This window comes from Acidimicrobiales bacterium (assembly GCA_035546775.1).
Classification (GTDB): domain Bacteria; phylum Actinomycetota; class Acidimicrobiia; order Acidimicrobiales; family JACCXE01; genus JACCXE01.
Genome location: DASZWD010000030.1, coordinates 426,306 through 443,907, shown reverse-complemented (window position 1 = coordinate 443,907; position 17,602 = coordinate 426,306). Strand labels below are relative to the sequence as shown.

The 17,602-nt window shown below is 69.1% G+C and carries 17 protein-coding genes and 2 tRNA genes; 13 read left to right on the top strand and 6 right to left on the bottom strand.

All coding sequences use genetic code 11. From position 1 onward, the window contains the following. Together VHC63_07970 and serA are read left to right on the top strand one after the other, a co-directional pair. Window positions 1-477, top strand: a 477-nt coding sequence (locus VHC63_07970) for an aminotransferase class I/II-fold pyridoxal phosphate-dependent enzyme (protein HVV36527.1), incomplete at its 5' end; no start/stop codon positions are given. Continuing rightward, window positions 477-2,042 (top strand): phosphoglycerate dehydrogenase, encoded by a 1,566-nt coding sequence (gene serA / locus VHC63_07965; GenBank protein ID HVV36526.1) that lies wholly within the window; start codon window positions 477-479, stop codon window positions 2,040-2,042. The genes VHC63_07970 and serA, both read left to right, overlap by 1 nt. 31 nt (window positions 2,043-2,073) lie before the next feature. Here the strand turns inward: serA and VHC63_07960 are convergent, their stop codons facing one another. From VHC63_07960 to leuC, 4 genes are read right to left on the bottom strand one after another with little or no spacing between them, the layout of a single operon-like run. After that, entirely contained in the window at window positions 2,074-2,424 is a 351-nt protein-coding gene (locus tag VHC63_07960; protein HVV36525.1) for a hypothetical protein, read from the bottom strand. A gap of 6 nt (window positions 2,425-2,430) precedes the next feature. Beyond that, complete coding sequence (locus tag VHC63_07955) at window positions 2,431-4,233, bottom strand: VCBS repeat-containing protein (protein ID HVV36524.1); 1,803 nt, start codon at window positions 4,231-4,233, stop codon at window positions 2,431-2,433. 20 nt (window positions 4,234-4,253) lie between these two features. After that, a complete protein-coding gene (leuD, locus tag VHC63_07950) occupies window positions 4,254-4,847 on the bottom strand; it encodes a 3-isopropylmalate dehydratase small subunit (protein ID HVV36523.1) in 594 nt (197 codons plus the stop codon). A 2-nt stretch (window positions 4,848-4,849) separates the two neighbouring features. After that, on the bottom strand, window positions 4,850-6,253 hold the full coding sequence (gene leuC / locus VHC63_07945; protein ID HVV36522.1) for a 3-isopropylmalate dehydratase large subunit: 1,404 nt from the start codon (window positions 6,251-6,253) through the stop codon (window positions 4,850-4,852). Between the two features lie 38 nt (window positions 6,254-6,291). Between leuC and VHC63_07940 the strand changes: the two genes are divergently transcribed. From VHC63_07940 to VHC63_07930, 3 genes are read left to right on the top strand one after another with little or no spacing between them, the layout of a single operon-like run. Beyond that, window positions 6,292-6,918, top strand: coding sequence for a helix-turn-helix domain-containing protein (locus tag VHC63_07940; protein ID HVV36521.1), 627 nt, complete (start codon window positions 6,292-6,294; stop codon window positions 6,916-6,918). Beyond that, the gene (locus VHC63_07935; GenBank protein ID HVV36520.1) at window positions 6,915-8,201 is read left to right on the top strand and encodes an MATE family efflux transporter; all 1,287 of its coding nucleotides are present in this window, start codon (window positions 6,915-6,917) and stop codon (window positions 8,199-8,201) included. The genes VHC63_07940 and VHC63_07935 overlap by 4 nt, the downstream gene beginning before the upstream one ends. Next, window positions 8,198-9,334 (top strand): hypothetical protein, encoded by a 1,137-nt coding sequence (locus VHC63_07930; GenBank protein HVV36519.1) that lies wholly within the window; start codon window positions 8,198-8,200, stop codon window positions 9,332-9,334. The genes VHC63_07935 and VHC63_07930 overlap by 4 nt, the downstream gene beginning before the upstream one ends. Here VHC63_07930 and greA read toward each other — a convergent pair. Next, complete coding sequence (gene greA, locus VHC63_07925; GenBank protein ID HVV36518.1) at window positions 9,331-9,795, bottom strand: transcription elongation factor GreA; 465 nt, start codon at window positions 9,793-9,795, stop codon at window positions 9,331-9,333. The genes VHC63_07930 and greA overlap by 4 nt on opposite strands. A gap of 138 nt (window positions 9,796-9,933) precedes the next feature. Between greA and VHC63_07920 the strand changes: the two genes are divergently transcribed. Genes VHC63_07920 through VHC63_07905 form a run of 4 tightly spaced genes read left to right on the top strand, consistent with a single transcriptional unit; the run spans window position 9,934 to window position 13,947 of the window. Next, window positions 9,934-10,920 (top strand): 3-isopropylmalate dehydrogenase, encoded by a 987-nt coding sequence (locus tag VHC63_07920; GenBank protein ID HVV36517.1) that lies wholly within the window; start codon window positions 9,934-9,936, stop codon window positions 10,918-10,920. Between the two features lie 9 nt (window positions 10,921-10,929). Further along, a complete protein-coding gene (locus tag VHC63_07915) occupies window positions 10,930-11,847 on the top strand; it encodes a branched-chain amino acid transaminase (GenBank protein ID HVV36516.1) in 918 nt (305 codons plus the stop codon). Continuing rightward, window positions 11,837-13,423 (top strand): citramalate synthase, encoded by a 1,587-nt coding sequence (cimA, locus tag VHC63_07910; protein ID HVV36515.1) that lies wholly within the window; start codon window positions 11,837-11,839, stop codon window positions 13,421-13,423. Before VHC63_07915 ends, cimA begins: the two co-directional genes overlap by 11 nt. A gap of 11 nt (window positions 13,424-13,434) precedes the next feature. Further along, window positions 13,435-13,947 carry a hypothetical protein gene (locus tag VHC63_07905; GenBank protein ID HVV36514.1) on the top strand — a complete coding sequence of 171 codons (513 nt, stop codon included), beginning with the start codon at window positions 13,435-13,437 and terminating at the stop codon, window positions 13,945-13,947. Here the strand turns inward: VHC63_07905 and VHC63_07900 are convergent. Then, window positions 13,944-15,095 carry an acyl-CoA dehydrogenase family protein gene (locus VHC63_07900; protein ID HVV36513.1) on the bottom strand — a complete coding sequence of 384 codons (1,152 nt, stop codon included), beginning with the start codon at window positions 15,093-15,095 and terminating at the stop codon, window positions 13,944-13,946. The two genes, VHC63_07905 and VHC63_07900, sit on opposite strands and share 4 nt — an antisense overlap. A gap of 42 nt (window positions 15,096-15,137) precedes the next feature. On the opposite strand from VHC63_07900, the gene gltX reads away from it, so the two are divergent. The 4 genes from gltX to VHC63_07880 all read left to right on the top strand — a co-directional run bounded on the left by gltX (window position 15,138) and on the right by VHC63_07880 (window position 17,581). Further along, on the top strand, window positions 15,138-16,496 hold the full coding sequence (gene gltX / locus VHC63_07895; GenBank protein HVV36512.1) for a glutamate--tRNA ligase: 1,359 nt from the start codon (window positions 15,138-15,140) through the stop codon (window positions 16,494-16,496). A gap of 128 nt (window positions 16,497-16,624) precedes the next feature. Beyond that, window positions 16,625-17,410, top strand: coding sequence for a DUF559 domain-containing protein (locus VHC63_07890; GenBank protein ID HVV36511.1), 786 nt, complete (start codon window positions 16,625-16,627; stop codon window positions 17,408-17,410). An 8-nt stretch (window positions 17,411-17,418) separates the two neighbouring features. After that, window positions 17,419-17,490: transfer RNA gene (locus tag VHC63_07885), tRNA-Gln, on the top strand. A gap of 18 nt (window positions 17,491-17,508) precedes the next feature. Next, a tRNA-Glu gene (locus tag VHC63_07880) sits at window positions 17,509-17,581 on the top strand. The last annotated feature ends 21 nt before the right edge of the window (window positions 17,582-17,602 follow it).

Below are 17,602 nucleotides of genomic sequence, written 5' to 3'. Positions count from 1 at the left end.
CTCAACGGCGTGGCCAAGACCTACGCCATGACCGGGTGGCGTGTCGGGTGGATGATCGGCCCGCAGGACGCCATCGACGCCGCCACGAACCTCCAGAGCCATTCGACCTCCAACGTGTCCAACGTCGCCCAGCGCGCCGCGCTCGCCGCGGTGTCGGGCGACCTGTCGGCGGTAGCGATGATGCGCGAGGCGTTCGACCGGCGCCGCCAGACGATCGTGTCGATGCTCAACGACATCCCCGGTGTCGTGTGCCCGATGCCCGACGGCGCGTTCTACGCCTACCCGTCGCTCAAGGGCCTGCTCACCGACAAGATGCCGACGACGCTGGAGCTGGCGTCCTACGTGCTCGAGGAAGCCAAGGTCGCCTTCGTGCCCGGTGAGGCCTTTGGGACGCCCGGCTACGCCCGCTTCTCGTACGCGCTCAGCGACGACGCCATCGTCGAGGGCATCACGCGCCTGCAGAAGCTGTTCGCGTAATGGCGACCGTCCTCATCACTGAACCGCTCGCCCCGTCGGCCACCGCCGCGCTTACTGCGGCGGGCCACGACGTCGTCGAGAAGATCGGGCTGTCGCCCGAGGAGCTGCTCGACGCCGTCAAGGGCGTCGAGGCGATGATCGTGCGCTCGGCCACCAAGGTCACGGTCGACGTCATCAACGCCGCCGACTCGCTCGTGGTGGTCGGCCGCGCCGGCGTCGGCATCGACAACATCGACCTGGCGGCGGCCACCGCCAAGGGCGTGATGGTCGCCAACGCGCCGTTCAGCATCAGCGTGTCGACGGCCGAGCACGCCATGGCGCTACTGCTGAGCCTGGCGCGCAACGTCCCGCAGGCGCACGGCGCGCTGGTCGAGGGCCGATGGGAGAAGTCGAAGTGGGAGGGCGTCGAGCTGCACGGCAAGGTGCTCGGCCTGCTCGGTCTCGGCCGCATCGGCACGCTGGTGGCGCAGCGGGCCAACGCCTTCGGCATGCGCGTCGTGGCGTGGGACCCGTGGACGTCGCCCGAGCGCGCCAAGCAGATGGGCGTCGAGTTGCTCGAGCTCGACGAGCTGGCGGCGGTCGCCGACTTCATCTCGATCCACCTGCTCAAGACCAAGGAATCGGTCGGGCTCGTCAACGCCGAGTTGATGGCGAAGATGAAGCCGACGGTGCGCATCGTCAACGACGCCCGCGGCGGCATCGTCGACGAGAACGATCTCGCCGACGCGCTGCGTGAGCGACGGGTCGGGGGCGCGGCGCTCGACGTGTTCGCCGAGGAGCCGCTGAAGGAGTCGCCGCTGTTCGGCCTGCCTAACGTCGTGGTGACGCCGCATCTGGGGGCCAGCACCGCCGAGGCGCAGGACAAGGCGGGCGTGCAGGTCGCCGAGCAGGTCGTGCTGGCGCTCGCCGGCGACTTCGTGCCGAACGCGATGAACGTCAACGCCCACGCGGCGTCCGAGACCGTGCGCCCGTTCGTGGCGCTGGCCGAACGCCTCGGCGGGTTGCTCGCCGGCCTCGTGGGCGACACCGGCGTCAACGTGCTCGAGGTCGAATACCGCGGGCCCGTCGCCGACAACGACGTCAGCCTCGCCACGCTGTCGGCCATGCTCGGCGTGCTCGACGCGGCGGGGGACGACCCCGTCTCGTTCGTCAACGCGCCAACGATCGCCGAGCAGCGCGGCCTCGACGTCAAGGAACTGAAGGTCGGAACGACCGAAGCGCGCAGCGTGCTCACGCTGCGCTGCGGCGACCGGTCGGTGGCCGGCACGATCACGGGCCTGACGCGCGAAGCGCGCATCACCGCCATCGACGGCATCAGCTGCGAAGTGCCCCCGGCCAAGCACCTGCTCGTGGTGCGCAACGACGACCGCGTCGGCATGCTGGCGCTCGTGACCGCGGCGATGCGTGACGCCGACATCAACGTGTCGGACATGCATCTCGGGCGGTCCACCGACGGATCGGCCGCGCTGATGGTGCTGGCGACGGACGCGGCGGTGCCGGATGCGGTCGTGGCCGGTTTGCGCGGCGCGCCGGGCATCCTCGACGCCCGCGCCGTTACCGCCTGACGCCACGCGACCGCGTACCGATTCGGGTGGGTTAGCGCCGCGCCTCGTGGAACCCGGCGCGCGCGGCCTCGGCTTCCGAGGCGTAGCACCGGTCGGGCTTGCTGGTGTCGTAGCCCGGTGATTCGGGCTTGCGGAACACCTTGCTGCCCAGCTTCGCCTTGATCGGGTGCGACGGCGGGCACACGGTGCCGTGCGGTTCGACCCAGGAGACCTCGACCCGGGGCGGTACAGGGCGCGGTGGCTCGGGGCGCGGCGGCTCGGGGCGCGGCGGCGCCGCGATGACCTCGGGGGCCGGCTTGTCTTCGAGGAGCTTGACGACCAGCGCCACCGCCGCCGCGAGCAGGCCGACGCGGACGGTGAAGCGCAGCAGCCGGCGGAACATGCGCCCTTAGAAGACGCCGACGGCGACGAACACGCCGACGCCGGCCTGGTAGGCCGGGAAGGCGGTGATCTGGTGGCCGTCGCTCAGGTCGAACTGCTGCACCGCTGGGTTGCCCGTGGCCCGCGACACGTAGAAGTCGTCATTGGCCAGTGTGTTCGCCCGACCGATGGCGGGGACGGCACCCTGGGTCGAGGTGGGGTCGGCCATGAAGCCGAGGTCCTCGGTGCCATGGATGTCGAGCACGCGGACGTGGCGACCGCCGCCGGCGCCCGCACCGGTGATCACGACGGGCGTCTGGGCGTCGGTGGCGGCGACGTACACACCGCCGCTGAAGCTCGGCGCGTACGCGAAGAAGCCGTGCGCCCCGCCGAGTTCGGCGCCGTTGGTGCCCGACCAGAAGCGCACGTGCGGGCCACCGCCGGGACCGGCGCCGGTGACGATGTCGTCGTGGCCGTCGCCGTTGAAGTCGGCCGACGCCACGCGCACCCCACCGGCGAAGTTGTCGTAGGCCATGAAGGCGAGGATCTGGGCGTCGTCGATGTTGGCGCTGTGCAGCTTGGTGGCGTCGAAGACGCGCACGTGGGGACCGCCGCCGGCATCGGCGCCGGTGATGATGTCGGCCTTGCCGTCGTTGTTGACGTCGCCGGCGGCGACGAACACGCCGCCGTGGAAGTTGCCGTAGGCGGGGAACGAGGCGAGTTCCGAGAGGTCCTTGCCCGAGAAGACGCGGACGTGCGGGCCACCGCCCGGGCCGGCGCCGGTGATGATGTCGTCCCAGCCGTCGCCGTTCACGTCACCGGTGGCCACGCGCACGCCGCCGGCGAAGTTCGGGTCGTAGGCCATGAAGGAGTACACGACGGCGCCGGTGTTGGCGTCGCGTGCGATCACGTGCGGGCCACCACCCTGGGCGGCGCCGGTGACGACCATGGCCGCCTTCTGGCGGGGAACGACGGTGGTGGACGTGGTCGAGGTCGACGTCGTGCTCGACGACGTGGTGGTCGTGGGACCGGCGACGACGCTGATGTTGTTCTTCGTCGCGGAGTCGACGTCGGCCAGGTCGGTGCCCTGGGCGCTGAACGAGCGGCCGGTGCCCGTCGTGGTCCACGTCAACGAGAAGTTCTTCGTCGAGTTGTCGGCCGTCTTGTAGGTGTATTCGTCGAGGTGGCCGGCGCCGTCGTTCGGCGAGACGGTGAAGCAGTCGCTGCACGAGGCGCTGAAGGTGACCGTGCCGGTGTACGGGTTCGGATTCGTCTGGTTGGCGTGGTTCTGCATCGCGACCGTGACCGTTTCCGCCACGTTCTGCTGCCCGCTGGACTGCGGGCCCGTCATGACGAGCTTCGTCGGGTTGTTGGAGGCGACGGCCGTCGCGGTGTTGGCGTCGGCTCCGGTGATGCCGCCGGACGCGACGTGCAGCGTCTGGGTGCCGACGCCTGCCTCGTTCCACTCGACGTAAAAGGTCTTCGACCCGAAGTCGCCGAAGACCGGATTGAACTGGTACGAGTTGTTGTTGCCCGGCTGGGCACTGCTCATGTCGGCGTTGACCGACACGGCGAAGCAGTTGCCACAGGCGGCGCTGAAGCTCACGCTGCCGGCGAAGGTCGCGTCGTCGGCGTTGGACCCGTCTTGCGCGTGCACGGACACGGAGTCGATCGTGCGGTTGGCCGTGGCCGTGCTGTCGACGTTCACCAACGTCAGATGCGTCGCCGGGGCCGCCTGCGCGACCTGCGCCGGGAGGAACATGGTGATGGCAAGGGTGGCGATCGCGAGCACGAGCCCGCGAGCGCCCAGACGGGGGAAGAGCCTCGGCATGCCCCGAAAGTAGTCCCGATTTACGGCAAAGACGGCAGCCAGGCCTTTCGCGCACCCTCGTACGCGGTGATGGCGTCGGCGTTGCGCAGCGTGAGGCCGATGTCGTCGAGGCCCTCGAGGAAGCGCATGCGGGTGAAGTCGTCGAGGGGGAACTGCTCCTCGATCCCGGCGGCGAGGCAGCCGATGGTGCGCGAGTCGATGTCGACGATGAGTTCGACGGACGGATCGTCCTGCACCGCCTTCATGAGGGCGGCGGCGGTGGCGTCGGACACCTGGACGGGCACGAGACCGGCTTTCGTGGCGTTGTTGCGGAAGATGTCGCCGAAGCGGGGCGACACCACCGCTTTGAACCCGTAGTCCATGAGCGCCCACACCGCGTGCTCACGCGACGACCCGGTGCCGAAGTTCGGGCCGGCGATGAGGATCACCGCGTCTTCGTAGCGCTTGTCGTTGAGCGGGAAGGTGGCGTCCTTGCGCCACGCGCTGAAGAGGCCTTCGCCGAAGCCGGTGCGCTCGACGCGCTTGAGCCACTCGGCCGGGATGATCTGGTCGGTGTCGACGTCGCTGCGCTCGAGCGGGACCGCCGTGCCGGTGATGGTCGTGATCTTTTCCATGGTCAGTCGAGGTCCTTCGGGTTGGCGAAGTGGCCGGCGACGGCCGTGGCGGCGGCGACGGCGGGCGACACGAGGTGCGTGCGGCCCCCGGGACCCTGTCGGCCTTCGAAGTTGCGGTTCGACGTGGAGGCGGCGCGCTCGCCGGGGGCGAGCTTGTCGGGGTTCATCGCGAGGCACATCGAGCAGCCGGCGCCGCGCCACTCGAACCCGGCGGCGGTGAACACCTTGTCGAGGCCTTCGGCTTCGGCGGCCTCCTTTACTTGCACCGAGCCCGGCACCACGAGGGCGCGCATGCCCTGGGCGACGCGCCGGCCGTCGAGCACCGCGGCGGCGGCGCGCAGGTCTTCGATGCGGGCGTTGGTGCAGCTGCCGATGAACACCGTGTCGACCTTGATGTCGCGCATCGGCGTGTCGGCGCGCAGGCCCATGTATTCGAGGGCGCGGGCCGCGGCGTTGCGGTGCACGTCGTCGGCGAACGCGTCGGGGGAGGGGACGCGACCCGACAGCGGCACGACCTGGCCGGGGTTGGTGCCCCAGGTGACGTGCGGCTCGATGGCGGTGGCGTCGAGTTCGACGGTCTTGTCGAACACGGCGTCGTCGTCGGTGCGCAGCGTGCGCCAGTCGTCGAGCGCCGCCTCCCAATCCTTGCCCTTCGGCGCGTGGCGACGACCTTCGAGATAGGCAAAGGTCGTGTCGTCGGGGGCGACGAGGCCGGCGCGTGCGCCCGCCTCGATCGACATGTTGCACAGCGTCATGCGGCCTTCCATCGACAGGCCGCGGATCGCCGAGCCGCGGTACTCGATGACCGAGCCGATACCGCCGCCGGTGTCGAGGCGGCCGATGATGGCGAGCGTCACGTCCTTGGCCGACACGCCTGGCGGCAGCTCGCCTTCGACGACGACCGCCATCGTGCCCGGCGTGCGCTGGGGCAGCGTCTGGGTGGCGAGAACGTGCTCGACCTCGCTGGTGCCGATGCCGAAGGCGAGGGCGCCGAAGGCGCCGTGGGTCGAGGTGTGGCTGTCGCCGCACACGATCGTCATGCCGGGCTGTGTGAGGCCCTGCTCGGGGCCGATGATGTGGACGATGCCCGAGTCGCGATGGCCCATCGGGTACAGCGTGATGCCGAACTCTTTGCAGTTCTGGGCGAGGACTTCCATCTGGCGGGCGCTGATCGGGTCCTTCACCGGCTCGAGCAGGTTCGTGGTGGGGACGTTGTGATCCATCGTCGCCAGCGTGAGGTCGGGGCGGCGGACGCTGCGGCCGCTGAGACGCAGACCGTCGAACGCCTGGGGCGACGTGACCTCGTGAATCAGGTGGAGGTCGATGAACAGCAGGTCGGGCTCGTCGGGGGCCGAGTGAACGACGTGACGGTCCCAGATCTTCTGGCTGAGGGTGGTGGGCGCCATTGGAATTGTCTCACAATCTGAGATTATGATCTCGCTTTGTGGAACGAACTGTAACGGGGGTGGGCGTGCTCGACAAGTCGGTCGCCGTCCTCGACGCGCTTTCCGGCGGCCCGCTCACGCTCGCCGACCTGGCGCCGGCGGCTGGGTTGCCGCGCGCCACGGCCTACCGCCTGGCCGTCGCGCTCGAGGCCCATGGCTTTGTCGAGCGCGACGACGAGGGGCGCTTCGTGCTCGGGCCCCGGGTGGTGGGCAACGACCTGGTGAGCGCCGCCGCGCCGGTGGTGGCCGCGCTGCGCGATCGCACCGGGGAGAGCGCGCAGCTCTACGTGCGCCGGGGCGACGAGCGGGTGTGCGTGCTGGCGGCGGAGTCGCCGCATTCGCTGCGCACGATCGTCCCCGTGGGTTCGGTACTGCCGATCTCGCGCGGTTCGGCGGGGCGGGTGCTGCGCGAGCGGTCGCCGGCCACGAAATGGCTCGCCTCGGTCGAAGAGCGCGAGCCCGGCGTTGCCAGCGTCAGCGCCGGCGTGTGGCAGCACGGCGAGATCGTCGCCGCGGTTTCTGTTTCAGGTCCCGTCGACCGGCTGGGCCGCACGCCGGGGAGCAAGCACGGCGACGCAGTGGCGAACGCCGCGCGCGAGATCGAACACGCACTCACGCGCCGTTGAACGCCGTCGACCGGCGCCTGCTGGCGCTGGCCATCCCGTCGCTGTTCACGCTGGCCGCCGAGCCGCTCTACGTCCTCGCCGACACCGCCATCGTCGGTCACATCGGGACGCGCGCCCTCGGCGGTCTCGGGCTCGCATCGATCGTGCTGACGACGTCCTCGGGGTTGTGCAACGTGCTGACGTGGTGGACGACGAGCCGCGTCGGCTTCCTGCGCGGCGCCGGGGACGACTCGGGCGTCCAGCGCGTCGCCGCCACCGTGCTGTGGCTGGCGTGCGTGCTCGGCGCACTGCTGGTGGTCGTGCTCGGCGTGGGCGCGTCGCCGGTCGTGCGCGCCCTCGGGGGGCACGGCCCGGTCTTGCACGACGCCGTCGTCTACCTGCGTATCGGCGTGCTGGGCATGCCCGCGCTGCTGATCAGCTGGGCGGGCATGGGGGTCGCCCGCGGCGAAGGCGACACCCGCAGCCCACTGTTTGTCGTCGTGGCGGCCAATGTCGCCAACCTCCTGCTCGAGCTGTGGTTCGTCTACGGCCTGCACTGGGGGATCGCCGGATCGGCGTGGGGCACCGTCGTCGCGCAGTGGGCGGGCGCCGCCGTGTTCGCGCTGCGGCTGGCGCGTCGGGCGGCCGGTGGACGCAGGGATCGCGACGAGCTGCGGGCGATCGGCCGCGTCGCGTCCAACCTGATCGTGCGCACCGGCGCGCTGTTCGCCGCGTTGACGCTGGCCTCCGCGGTGGCGGCGCGCATCGACACGGCGTCGCTCGCCGCCCATCAGGTCGTCGCCCAGCTCAACCTGTTCGCCGCCCTCGTGCTCGACTCGGTGGCGATCGCGGCGCAGACGCTGGTGGCCGAGGCGGCGGGCGCGGCCGACGGCGAACGATTCCGGTTCGTCGTGGCGCGCTCGGCGCGCCTCACGGCGTTCGGTGCCGCCGTCGTGGCCGTCGCGCTCGTCGGCGGCACCCACGCCATCCCTGCGCTGTTCAGCGACGATGCGGCGGTGCGGCGTGTGGCGGCCGGCGTGATGCCGATCCTCGCCCTGATGCAATTCCCGGCGGCCGGCGCCTACCTGCTTGACGGCGTGCTCATGGGCAACGGCGACTTCGTCACCGTCCGCCGCTCGACGCTGCTGGGCCTCGTGGCGTTCCTGGTCGGCGCCGCCGCCGTCCTGGTGCACCCGGCGCTGGGCCTGCGTGCGCTGTGGATGGGCCTGGCGGCGTGGGCGCTGGTGCGGGCACTGGTCAACGCGACGGGTTTGGGCGCGAATCGCGCCACACTGTCGGCGTGACGCGCGCGCCGAGGACCGTCGTCATCGTCGCGCTCGTCGGCTTGGTCGCGGGCGTGCTGGGCGCGTGCGGCGGCAGCCACGACCTCGACTCCGGTACGCCCACTTCGCTGCGCAACGGCAAATTCCCGGCGGCCGTGGTGTCGACCACGACACCGAGCACCACGCCGTTCGGTGCCGTGGTGCACGCGACGACGACGACAACGGCGCGCAAAGTGACGACGGGCACGACCGCGGCGGGCGCGACCACGACGACCACCGTCGTCGCCGGACGAGTCAAGCCGGCGGAGACGCCGCTGCCCGTGGCGCGTACGGGGGTTGCGGGCGCGGCGTGGCAGGGGCTTGTCGTGGTTGCCGGCGGCGTGGGCGGCGGTGGTGGCTACTCAGTGCGCGTCGACGCCTACGACCCCAAGACCGGTGCGTGGAGCCGCGGCCCGAACCTTCCGGTGCCCCTGCGCGACGCGTCGCTGGCGGTCGTCGGAGACGACCTGTGGGTCGTCGGCGGTCTGGCCATCGAGAACGGGCAGCCGGTGGCCCAGTCGAGCACTTACTACTTCCATCCCGGCGGCGAGGACTGGCAGGACGGCCCCGCGCTGCACACCGCGCGCGCCGGCGCGGCCGCCGCCACGTTGGGCACGTTCCTCGTGGTGCTCGGCGGCGAGACGAGCGACGGCACGATTCTCGACAAGGTCGAAGTCCTGGCCAAGGGTGGGAGCGACTGGAAGGACACCCAGCCGATGTCGATCCCGCGGTCGTACGCGTCGGCGCTGGCGATGAACGGCCGCATCTACGCCATCGGCGGGCGCAACCCGGGCACGCCGGCGGTCAACAGCGTCGAGTCGTGGCGGTCAGGCTCGTCGGGCTGGCGCACCGAGGCCCATCTGGCGAACGAGCGGGTCGCGGCGGCGGCGGCGGGGCCCTGCGTCGGCGGCGGCGAGAACTCGACGGGCGTGGTCGCCACCGTCGAGTGTTACGGCACGGGCTTCTGGAGCGTGATCGGGCAGATGCGCGTACCGCGTTTCGGCTTGGCGGCGGTCGAGCTCGACGGCTGGTTGCACCTCATCGGCGGCGCCACCGCCGGGGCGCCCGTCACCAACACGCACGAGGTCATCGACGTCGCCGCAGTCGCCGGCTAGTTGATCTCGGCGATCTCCACACGCAGGGTCGCGCCCGTCGGTGTCGTGTACTCGACGGTGTCGCCGACTTTGTGGCCCAGCAGCGCGCTGCCGAGCGGTGATTCGGGCGACGCCACCTCGATGCCATCGCGGCGTTCCTCGATCGAACCGACGAGGTATTCCTCGACGTCCTCGTCGCCCTCGTAGCGCACGCCGACGACCGAACCGATGATGACGGTGTCGCTGGCCGCGGCGTCGACGATCTCGACGCCGTCGAGCAGCGCCTCGAGTTTGCGGATGCGCGCCTCCATGTGGCCCTGTGCGTCCTTGGCGGCGTGGTAGTCGCCGTTCTCGGACAGATCGCCGAGGGCGCGGGCCGCTTCGATGTCGTTGGCGATCTTGGTGCGACCGACGGTGGTGAGTTCTTCGAGCTCGGCGGAAAGCCGTTCGTACGCGTCGCGGGACAGCTGTTGAGGCGCCATAAGGGGTGACACGTTACAATGGCCAGCCAATGGTTTCGGTTGTCGTAATCATCATCAGTTAGCGCTTCTGCGACCCCCGCAGAAGCGCTTCGCCGTCCGCTCGCAGAGCCGGACGGTTTTTTCGTTCAAGGAGAGGTTTTGACTCATCGGGTAGCGGTCATCCAAGGCGACGGGATCGGTCCACAGATCACCGCGGCTGCGCTGCAGGTGGTCGCCGCTGCCGGTGTCGACCTCGACACGACGGTGTTCGACGTCGGGGCCGATCGCTACCTGCGCGACGGCCACGTGCTCGACGACGACGACATCGCCGCGATCGCGTCGCACGACGCCATCCTCAAGGGCCCGCTCGGCCCGCCCATCGGCGACACCAGGATCCCGGGCGGCACCATCGAGCGCGGCATCATCCTGCGCCTGCGTTTCGCCCTCGACGAGTACATCAATCTGCGCCCGTTCGAAGGTCGTGGACTCGACTTCGTCGTGATCCGCGAGAACACCGAAGGCAGCTACGCCGGCGAGGGCGGGTTCCTGCGCAAGGGCACACCGCACGAGATCGCCACGCAGGGTTCGGTCAACACGCGCCACGGCGTCGAACGGTGTGTGCGGTACGCCTTCGAGTTGGCGCGCACGCGTGAGCGCAAGCACCTGACGCTGGTGCACAAGACGAACGTGCTCACCTTCGCCGGCGACCTGTGGCAGCGCACGTTCAACGAAGTGAAGTCCGAGTATCCCGACGTCGCTACCGCGTACAACCACATCGACGCGTCGTGCATCTACTTCGTCGAGGATCCGAGCCGGTACGACGTCGTGGTCACCGACAACCTGTTCGGCGACATCATCACCGACCTCGCCGGCGCCGTCGTGGGCGGCGTCGGTCTCGCCGGTACGGGCAACCTGAATCCCGACCGCGTGTTCCCGTCGATGTTCGAGCCGGTGCACGGCTCGGCCCACGACGCCCTCGGCACCGACAAGGTCAACGCCACCGCCCAGATCAAGGCGGCGGCGATGATGCTCGAGTTTCTCGGCGACGTCGACGCCGGCGCCCGCATTCGCAAGGCCGTCGACACCGTTCTCGCAACCAATCCCGTTCCGTCCACTATCGGCGACCTGGTCGCTGCTGCTCTGTAGGAGAGGTCCATGCCCATCACCCCGTCCAAGCAAATCTGGATGAACGGCGAACTCGTCGCGTGGGAGGACGCCAAGATTCACGTCCTCACCCACACGCTGCACTACGGCATGGGCGTCTTCGAAGGCGTGCGGGCCTACAGCACGTCGCAGGGCCCGGCGGTGTTCCGACTTACCGATCACATCGTGCGGTTGCACGACTCGGCGCAGATCCTGTCGATGGACATACCGTTCTCGGTCGACGAACTCGTCGAGGCGACCAAGCAGACCGTGGCGGTGAACGAACTCGACGAGTGCTATATCCGTCCGATCGCGTACCTCGGCTACGGCGAGATGGGGCTCAACCCGCTGCCGTGCAAGGTCGACGTGGCGATCGCGTGCTGGCCATGGGGCGCGTACCTCGGTGAGGAGAGCCTGGCCAAGGGCGTCAAGATGAAGATCAGCTCGTGGCAGCGTCACGACCCGAACGCCATGCCGCCCGCCGCCAAGATCACCGGCATGTACGTCAACTCGTCGCTGGCCAAGGTCGAGGCGCTGCGCGCCGGCTACGACGAAGCGATCCTGCTGTCACCCCAGGGCTACGTGTCGGAATGCACGGGCGAGAACATCTTCGTGGTCAAGCGCGGGCGAATTATCACGCCGCCGGTGTCGGCGGGTGCGCTCGAAGGCATCACGCAGAGCTCGGTGTTCACCATCGCGCGCGACCTCGGCTACGAGGTCGAGGTCGGCAACATCCTGCGCTCGGACCTGTACACGGCCGACGAGGCGTTCCTCACGGGTACTGCGGCCGAAGTGGTGCCGATCCATTCCGTCGACGACCGCGTCATCGGCGAGCGCGGGCCGATCACCACCGCCATTCAAGCGGCGTACTTCGCCGCGGTGCACGGGGAGACCGATCGCTACAAAGACTGGAACGAACATGTCCGCTGACCGCACCCCCTCTGCGGTAGAGATCTACGACACGACCCTGCGCGACGGGTCGCAGCTCGAAGGGATCTCGCTCACCGTCGACGACAAGCTGCGCATCGCCGAACAGCTCGACTGGCTCGGCGTGCACTACATCGAAGGCGGCTGGCCCGGCGCCAACCAGAAGGACGACGAGTTCTTCCAGCGTGCGCAGAAGGAACTCAAGCTCGACACGTCGACGCTGGTGGCCTTCGGCTCGACGCGGCGCAAGCTCGGCAAGGTCGACAGCGACGACACGCTGCGCCACCTCGTCGAGGCGGGCACGGAGACGGTGTGCATCGTCGGCAAGTCGAGCGAGTACCACGTGCTGCACGCCCTCGAAGCCGACCACGACGAAGGCGTCGCCATGGTCGCGGACTCCGTCGAGTTCCTGACTCGCTCAGGTCTGCGCGTCATGCTCGACGCCGAGCACTTCTTCGACGGCTACCGCGACAACCCCGAGTTCACGCTGCGCGTGCTCGAGGGCGCGGTGATGAAGGGCGCCACGCATCTCGTGTTGTGCGACACCAACGGCGGCACGCTGCCTGACGCCGTCGAGGAAGCCGTCACCGCGGTGCTCGACCACTTCAAGGACGACGTCATCGTGGCCGTGCACCTCCACGACGACGCCGGCGTGGGCGTGGCCAACGCGCTCGCCGGCGTACGCGCCGGCGCCCGGCAGGTGCAGGGCACGATCAACGGCTACGGCGAGCGCACCGGCAACTGCAACCTCACGACGATCATCCCGAACCTCACGCTGAAGATGGGCATCGAGACGATCCCGCGCGACCGCCTCGAGCGGCTCACGCCCGTCTCGCACCACATCGCCGAGTTGGTGAACATGCCGCTGCACCCGCAGTCGCCTTACGTCGGGCAGTCGGCGTTCGCCCACAAGGCCGGCTTGCACACCTCCGCTATCGCCAAGCGACCCGACGCCTACGAGCACGTATCGCCGGCGTCGGTCGGCAACGGCACCCGTTTCGTGGTGAGCGAGCTCGCCGGCAAGTCGACGCTCGTCCTCAAGGCGAAGGAGCTCGGGCTCGACCTCGACGGCCCGGCCTTGACCGAAACCATCGACACGCTCAAGCGGCTCGAGCACGAGGGCTATCACTTCGAAGCGGCCGACGGTTCGCTCGAGTTGCTGATGCGGCGAGCGTCAGGTTGGGAGCAGGACTTCTTCCGGCTCGAGTCGTTCCGGGTGATCGCCGATGAACGCGGCGAAGGTGGGTTTTCCACCGAGGCGACCGTCAAGTTGTTCGTCGGCACCGAGCGGCTCATCGAGACGCGCGAGGGCGATGGCCCCGTCAGCGCGCTCGACAACGCGCTGCGCGCCGCCATCGGCTCGCGGCACCCGGCGCTGTCGAGGATCCACCTCACCGACTACAAGGTGCGCATCCTCGACTCCAACCGCGGAACGGGCGCGGTCACCCGCGTCCTGCTCGATTCGACCAACGGTGACCGGTCCTGGACCACCATCGGGGTCTCGGAGAACATCATCGAGGCGTCGTGGCAGGCTCTCCAAGACTCGATCGTCTACGGGTTGCTGCACACCACCGAATAGATTCGCAGCCGATGGCTCAACCTGAATTCGTTCCCGTCGGCGAGCGCGACGAAGTCCGTCCGGCTGAACTCCTGCCGCCGCCGAAGCGGTGGGAGGCGACGCGGCCGGGCGAGACCGTCGACACTCGCATGCCCGAAGGCGACGGCTTCGGCAATCAAGGGCCGGACCAGGGCTATGCGCTGTTCCTGGCCAAGCGGTTCGCCGACAAGCTCGAGCTGGTCGACGGCGAGCACCGCAACGACGTCATCAACGGCTGCCTCGGCGTCGCCACCAAGCGGGCGTCGCTGTTCGGCCGCGGCCCGGTGATCTACGACTGGGAAATCGCGTTCACGGTGTGGGGTTACCTCGGCGGCGCGCCGACCGCCGTCGTGCAGAAGCGCGTCGAATTGTTCGCCGAAGCGTCGCATCACTACTGGAAGCGCCGGGCGATCGCCGATGCCGTGCCGGAGTCGACCCTGCGCATGACGCCGCCGATGGTGAAGGCGGCGATGGCGTCGGGCCAGGAGTTACTGCAACTGCCTTAGACGCCCAGACTCTTCCCGATGATCTCTTTCATGATCTCGGTGGTGCCGCCGTAGATCGTGGTGACGCGGGCGTCGGTGTAGGCGCGGGCGATGGGGTATTCGAGCATGTACCCGTAACCGCCGTGGAGCTGGAGGCAGCGGTCGACGGTGCGCTTCTGGAACTCGGTGCACCACCACTTGGCCATGGCCGCCTCCTCGGCGGTGAGGGCGTGCTCGTTGAGCGCCAGCACGCAGCGATCGGCGAAGCTCTGCGCGATCTCGAGTTCCGTCGCGATCTCGGCGAGCACGAAACGGCTGTTCTGGAACGAGCCGACGGGTTGGCCGAACGCCGTGCGCTGCTTGACGTAGTCGAGTGTCCACCCGAGCGCGGCGCGCGCCGAGGCCACCGCCGCCGTGGCGATCGACAGCCGCTCCTGCGGGAGGTTGTGCACCAGCTGGATGAAACCCTGGCCTTCCTCCGGGCCGAACAAGTTGGTGACGGGCACCTGCACGTCGGTGAAGAACAACTCGGCGGTGTCCTGCGCGTGCTGGCCGATCTTCTCGAGGTTGCGCCCGCGCTCAAAACCCTCCATGCCGCGCTCGATGCCGATGAGCGACATGCCCTTGTGACGCTGGCTCGGATCCGTCTTCACCGCGGTGATGACGAGGTCGGCGTTGATGCCGTTCGTGATGAACGTCTTGGCGCCGTTGACGACGTAGTGGTCGCCGTCGCGCAGCGCGGTGGTCGACATCGACGCCAGGTCGCTGCCGATGCCCGGCTCGGTCATGCCGATCGCCATGATGATCTCGCCGGAGCACACCCCGGGCATCCAGCGCTGCCGCTGCTCCTCGGTGCAGTACTTGAGCAGGTACGGCATGCAGATGTCGTTGTGCAACAGGATGCCGAGACCGGCGCCGCCCAGGCCGCGGGCGTGCATCTCCTCGCCGATGACGAGGTTGTAGCGGAAGTCCTCGACGCCGCCACCGCCGTATTCCTCGGGCACGTCCATCCCCAGGAACCCGTTCTTGCCGGCGCTGAGGAACATCTCGCGCGGCACGATGCCGGCCTTCTCCCATTCGTCGGCGTGGGGAACCCACTCGTTGTCGAGCCAGCGGGCAACGCTCGCCCGGAACTGTTCGTGCTCCTCGTCGAAGATCGTGCGCTGCATTGAACCGAGGGTAGTGGGACCCGGTCTGCGATCATGCATGGGATGTCGCGCCCCGTCCGAGCCCGCTTCTCCCCGTCGCCCACCGGCTATTTCCACGTCGGCGGCGGGCGCAGCGTGCTCTACAACTGGTTCCTGGCGCGCCAGTCGCTCGACGGCGTGCTGATCCTGCGCATCGAGGACACCGACCGCGAGCGTCACGGCGAAGAGCACGTCGACGGCATCCGCGCCGCCATCCACTGGCTCGGTCTCGACTGGGACGAGGAGTACCGCCAGAGCGAGCGGTCCTGGCTGTACGCCCAGGCGGCGCAGCGCCTCGTCGACGAGGGCAAGGCGTACTACTGCAACTGCACCCGTGACGAGATCGACGCCCGCAAGCCGCCGGGCGCGCCGCAGGGCGGCTACGACAAGTTTTGCCGTGACCGCGGGCTGCCCGCCGGCGACGGCGCCGCGCTGCGGTTCAAGGTCCCGCCGGGCACGACCATCGTCAACGACGTCGTGCGCGGGGACGTCGAGTTCGACAACGCGAACATCGAGGACTTCGTCATCCAGCGCGCCGACGGCTCGGCGTTGTTCGTGCTGGCCAACACCGTCGACGACATCGACATGCGCGTGACCCACGTCGTGCGCGGCGAGGAGCACCTGCCGAACACGCCGAAGAACATCTTGCTGTGGCACGCCCTCGACGGGGGAGAGTTGCCCGTCTTCGGCCACCTGTCGGTCATCGTCGACGAGAAGCGGCGCAAACTGTCGAAGCGGCGCGACGGCGACCTCGTCGTCATGGAGAAGTACGCGCTCGAGGGCTATCTGCCCGATGCGATGCGGAACTACCTGGCCCTGCTCGGGTGGTCACCGGGCGAGAACCGGGAGATCCTGCCCGTCGACGAAATGATCGAGCTGTTCCGTCTCGAGGACGTGAACGTGTCGAGCGCGTTTTTCGACGTGAAGAAGCTGCGGGCGTTTAACGGCGAGTACATCCGCGACATGACCGTCGACGAGTTCGTCGCCGCCTGCGAGCCGTGGCTCGACTTCGAAGACTTCGACGCCGAGGTGTTCGGCGCCATCGCGCCCGAGGTGCAGACGCGCATCGAGGTGCTGTCGGACGTGCCGGGGTTGATCGACTGGCTGTTCGTGGCGCCCGACGCCGTCGTCCAGGGAGAGGTCGCCGCGCCGATGCTCGAAGGCTGCCTCGCAGCCTTCGAGACGTGCCCGTGGGACCACGACGGCGTCAAGGCCGCCATCGAGTCCGTTGGCGAAGCCAACGGACTGCGATTGGGCAAGGCGCAGGCCCCGATCCGGCTGGCGGTGATGGGCAAGCCGCACGGCTTGCCCATCACGTCGATCGCGTCGTTGCCCCGCGACGAGGTCTTGCGCCGCCTCACCGCCGCCCGCAACACTCTCTAACCGCAGCCCTTCCCCTTTCGTGCGCCCTTATGGGGCGCCAGGCCGACTTTTTCCCCCAAAGAGGGTGCACGGTGCGGAAGTTGCGAACGAAGGCGGACTTGCGAGCCGCGGGCTGGACTACCGAGCGCGTGCGATCGGCGCTCCGGCGGGGCGCGATCACACGCGTCGTCCACGGTGTTTATGGCGCTGGCGGGCGGCCGCCGTCGACCATGGACATCCTGCGGGCGACGGGGCTGGTGACGGGCGGGGTGCTCGACGCCGTCGCCACGGCGCAGCTGCTCGAGTGGGACGGCGTGGAGCGATGGGGGCCGCACGTGCTCGTCGCCAAGGCGTCGAGTGGCAAACGCGGGTGGACGCGGCGGGTCACGGAGTTGCCGGGCGAGACGGTCGAGGTCGGGCAGGTGCAGTGCCTGCCGGCGCCCGAGACGCTCCGGCAGTTGGCGTCGGTGCTCGACGACACGCACTGGGAGCAGGCGCTCGAGTACTGCCTGCGGAAGCAGCTCGTGACCACGAGCGAGGTCGGCGAGTGGCACCACCCGGTCGTGCGCCGGGTGGTGAAGGCGCGTGGCGGGCTGCTCGTGCCGCCGACCGAGTCACTGCTCGAGACGCTCGCGGTGCAGCTGATCCGGCAGAATCCGTCGATCCCGGCGCCGACGCGCCAGCTCACGATCTACGACGCCGACGGCAACTTCGTCGCCCGCCCCGACCTGTGCTGGCCCGAACTCGGCCTGTTCCTCGAACTCGACGGCCAAGGTCACAAGGACCAGCCGGTCTACGACGCCAACCGCCAGACGCGCCTCACCATCGTCACCGGGTGGCGGTGCGGGCGGCTCACGTGGGACGAAGTACACGACTTCCCCGAGGCGACCCTGCGAAATATCGCGCGACTCGTCACACCGATTACAGTCTCCTGACCACTCAGTGGGGAGTGGTGTAATCGGCAACACGACTGGTTCTGGCCCAGTTATTAGGGGTTCGAGTCCTCTCTCCCCAGCGCAAGAAGCGACATCAAGGTCCCATCGTCTAGAGGCCTAGGACACCACCCTCTCAAGGTGGCGACACGGGTTCGAATCCCGTTGGGACTGCTACTGCTGCCGGTGTCACAC